The sequence below is a fragment of the Micromonospora sp. NPDC048839 genome (assembly GCF_040649915.1).
GTDB lineage: Bacteria > Actinomycetota > Actinomycetes > Mycobacteriales > Micromonosporaceae > Micromonospora.
Map to the genome: position 1 here is coordinate 1 of NZ_JBEZGL010000048.1, position 4,321 is coordinate 4,321.

Here is a 4,321-nt window from a genome sequence, read left to right on the forward strand (position 1 = left end):
TCCACATGCAACGTCCGCGGCAACACCTCGTGGCGGAAAGCCTGGATCATCTTGATGATGCCCGCGACACCCGCAGCCGCCTGCGTGTGACCGATGTTCGACTTGATCGAGCCCAACCACAACGGCTCCGACCGGTCCTGCCCATACGTCGCCAACAACGCCTGCGCCTCAATCGGATCACCCAACCGGGTACCCGTGCCGTGCGCCTCCACCACGTCGACCTCAGCCGGGGACAGCCCCGCGTTCGCCAGAGCCTGCCGGATCACCCGCTGCTGCGACGGACCATTCGGCGCCGTCAAACCATTCGACGCACCATCCTGATTCACCGCCGAACCCCGCACCACCGCCAGAACACGATGGCCGTTGCGGCGGGCGTCCGAGAGCCGCTCGACGAGCAGCATCCCGACACCCTCAGACCAACCCGTGCCATCCGCCGCGTTCGCGAACGCCTTGCAACGGCCGTCCGCCGCGAGACCACGCTGCCGAGAGAACTCCACGAAGGTGTCCGGGCTGGCCATCACCGTCACGCCGCCAGCAAGCGCGAGAGCGCACTCGCCACGCCGCAGCGCCTGCAACGCCAGGTGCAGCGCGACCAACGACGACGAGCAGGCGGTGTCGACGCTGACCGCCGGGCCCTCGAAACCGAACGTGTACGAGATCCGCCCCGAGGCCACGCTGCCGGAGTTGCCGGTGCTCACGTAGCCCTCGACGCTCTCCGGCGCGCCTGCCAGGTTGGCCAGGTAGTCCGAGCTCATCACGCCGGTGAACACGCCGGTCCGGCTCTCCCGCAGGGTCGTCACGTCGATCCCGGCGGACTCGAACGCCTCCCAGGACGCCTCCAGCAGCATCCGCTGTTGCGGGTCCATGGCCAACGCCTCGCGCGGCGAGATCCCGAAGAAGGCGGCGTCGAAGTCCCCGGCGTCAGATACGAAGCCGCCCTCGCGGCAGGCGACCGTACCGGGACGATCCGAATCCGGGTCGTACAGATCCGTCAGGTCCCAGCCGCGGTCCTCCGGGAAGGGCGTCACCGCGTCGATGCCCTGGAAGGCGATCCGCCACAGTTCCTCCGGGTTGCCGGCGCCCCCGGGGTACCGGCAGCTCATCCCGACGATGGCGATGGGCTCCGAGCCGCTGTTGATCAGTTGCCGGTTCTGCTGCCGGAGCTGCTCGGTCTCCTTCAGGGAAGCACGCAGCGCCTCTACCAGCTGGGCCTGGGACGTAGTCATGAGAAGGCTCCCCGTGTCGGTTCAGGAGTCGGAGTCGCCGAGCGCCATGCGGATCAGGTGCTCGGTGTCCATGGCGTCGATGGATTCGAGGGTGTCGCCCTGGTCGGCTGCGGACTCGGTGGTGCCCGTCCCGGTCTCACCGGTGAGGTCGAGCAGCAGGTCGAGCAGCCCGGCCTCGCGGATGCGGGACAACGGCAGGGCCGCGAGGGCGGCGCGGATCCGCTGCTCCTCCGGGTCGCCGTCCGGCTCCGGAAGGTCGGTGCCGAGGGCCGTACGCAGATGGCGTGCCAGGGCGAGTGGCGTCGGGTAGTCGAACACCGTGGTGCTGTTCAGCCTCAGGTTGGTTGCGGCGTTGAGCCGGTTGCGCAACTCCACTGCGGTCAGCGAGTCGAAGCCCAACTCCTTGAATGGCCGCCCTGGATGGAGTTCGTCGGTGCCGTCGTGCCCGAGCACGGCGGCGACGTTCTCGCCGACCAGGTCGAGCAGGACACGCTCGCGCTCGTCGGCTGTGAGCCGGGCCAGTTGGTCCGCCAGGCGATCCGGCTGCTCCGTGACACCAGCCACTCGCACCGTACGGCGGGCCCGGGCTGGCCGCAGTGCCCGCAGCAGCGCCGACTCACCGTCCTCGCCGGCCCACAGCGCGGGTAGGTCGAGGCGCATCGGGGCGAGCACCGGCCGCCCGGACGCCAGCGCCCGGTCGAACAACGCCATCCCGGTCTCCGCGGTGATCGGCAGCATGCCGCCGCGTTCCATCCGGCGCACGTCGGCTTCGGTGAGGTGCTCGGTGATGCCGCTGCGTTCCTGCCAGAAGCCCCACTGCAGGGAGGTGCCCGTCAGGCCGAGGGCGTGCCGGTGCTGGGCGAGGGCGTCGAGGAAGGTGTTGGCGGCAACGTAGTTACCCTGACCCGCCTCGCCGAACGTGGCCGCCGCCGAGGAGAACAGCACGAAGGCCTCGACCGGTTGTCCGGCGGTGAGCTCGTGCAGGTGCAGTGCGGCATCAACCTTCGGCCGCAGTACCCGGTCCAGCCGGTCCGTGGTGAGCGAGCCGATGGTGGCATCGTCGATGACGCCCGCGGTGTGCACCACCGCGGTCAGCGGATGCGCCGCCGGGATCGCCTTGACGACCAGTTCGACGGCGTCGCGGTCGGTCACGTCGCAGGCCAGGATGTCGACCGTGGCGCCGCGAGCCGTCAGGTCGGCCTCGATCTCCGCCGCCCCCGAGGCGACCCGGCCGCGCCGGCTGACCAGCACCAGGTGCCGGATGCCGTGCTCGGCAACCAGATGCCGGGCGACGAGAGCCCCGAGGGTGCCGGTGCCGCCGGTGATCAGAGCGGTTCCACCGGGGTTCAGGGTGCCGGCCGGGACGACCTCGTCCAGGTCCGTGGTGTGCCGGACCAGCCGGCGGCCGTACAGCGTCCCGCCTCGGACCGCGAGTTCCGGTTCGCCGCCGCCGGCCGTCGCGGCCAACAGGTCCGGTACCGCCGCGTCCGGTCCGAGATCCAGCAGGCCGAAGCGCTCGGGGTTCTCGCGCTGCGCTGACCGGATGAGGCCCCAGAGCGCCGCGTGCGCCAGGTCGGTGAGCGGCTCGTCCGGCCCGGTCGCCACGGCGCCCCGGGTGACCAGGACCAGCCGTGCGGCCAGCAGGCTCTCCTCGGCGAGCCAGTCCTGGGCCAGGGCCAGGGCTTTCTGGGTCGCGGTATGGACCCGGTCGGCCACCTCGTCCACGCCCGGGTCCGTGAACGGGACGAAGACCACGTCCGGGACGCCGGTTCCGGTGGCCACGTCGCGGGCCAGGGCGGCCAGGCTTCCGTACGCCGGGAGCGCACCGAACGGCTCGGGCAGGCTCTTCGCCGTGCCGAGCAGCACCGCGGTACGAGGAACCGCGTCGGCCGCCGGGGCCACTGTGGCCCAATCCGATCGGAACAGCGAGTTGTGGAGCCGGGACGGTGGCCGCAGCCTCGCGTTCTCTGGCAGCGGCTGCCAGGTCAGCGACCGCACCGTCGCGACCGGCTCCCCGTCGGCGTCGGTGAGCAACACCGCGACCGCACCGTCCCCGACTGGCGAGATCCGCGCCCGGAGCGCGGTGGCGCCCTCCGCGAACAGGGTGACACCGCTCCACGTCGCGGTCGTCGCTACCTGACCATCGTCGTACCTGTCGATCATGACGGCGTGCAGGGCGGCGTCGAGCAGGGCGGGATGCAGGCCAAACCCGGTCACGGCGGTCGTCTCGGGGAGGACCAGCTCGGCGTACACGTCGTCGCCGTGCTGCCAGGCCGCCTGCAGGTTCTGGTACGTCTCGCCGTGCTCGACGCCTGCGGCACCGAGACGGTGGTAGACGCCATCGGCGTCGATCGGGCGGGCGCCGGCTGGCGGCCACGCGGCGAGACTGTCCGGTGCGAAGGGTTCGGCGACGCCGATCCGCGCCTCGGCGTGCCGGGTCCACGGCAGGTCGGCGGGCGCGTCGCCGGGCCGCGAGTGGACAGTGACGCGATGACCGCTGGTCACGGTGACCCGGAGGTCGACCGCGCCCTCGTCGTCGAGGGTCAGTGGAGTCTCCACGACCAACTCCTCGACGGCGGATCCGGCGGCAGCATGCAGGACGAGGTCGGCAAGCACGGCGGCAGGCACGACGACGGTGCCGCCGATCCGGTGGTCGGCAAGCCAGGCGTGCGAACGCGGCGACAGTCGGCCGGTCAGCAGCACGGTGTCGCTGTCGGGCAGGGACACCGCCGCGCCGAGCAACGGGTGGCTGCTCTGGCCCAGACCGAGCCCCGACGGGTCACCAGTCCCGGTAGGCGCGTTGAGCCAGTACCGCTGATGCTGGAATGCATAGGCCGGCAGATCAACCAGCCTGCCGCCGCGGCCGGCGAACACACCAGCCCAGTCCAACTCCACACCCACCGTATGCAAACCACCGAGCGCGGCAGTGAACGACTCCGCCTCGTCACGACCATCCCGCAGAGCAGCGACCGCGAACGTGTCATCGACCATCGCGGACAGCACACCGTCGGGGCCCAACTCCAACAGCGCGGTCACCCCCATACCCGCCACCGTCGCCAGACCGTCGGCGAAACGGACCGCTTCCCGCACATGCC

2 protein-coding genes are annotated in these 4,321 nt (G+C 71.2%); both read right to left on the minus strand.

The window, feature by feature from the left end; genetic code table 11:
- A partial coding sequence (locus AB0C25_RS36460; protein WP_357379627.1) for a beta-ketoacyl synthase N-terminal-like domain-containing protein occupies window positions 1-1,226 on the minus strand: 1,226 nt, incomplete at its 3' end.
- A 21-nt stretch (window positions 1,227-1,247) separates the two neighbouring features.
- Window positions 1,248-4,321 (minus strand): type I polyketide synthase (locus AB0C25_RS36465; RefSeq protein WP_357379629.1); only part of this gene is annotated, 3,074 nt, incomplete at its 5' end.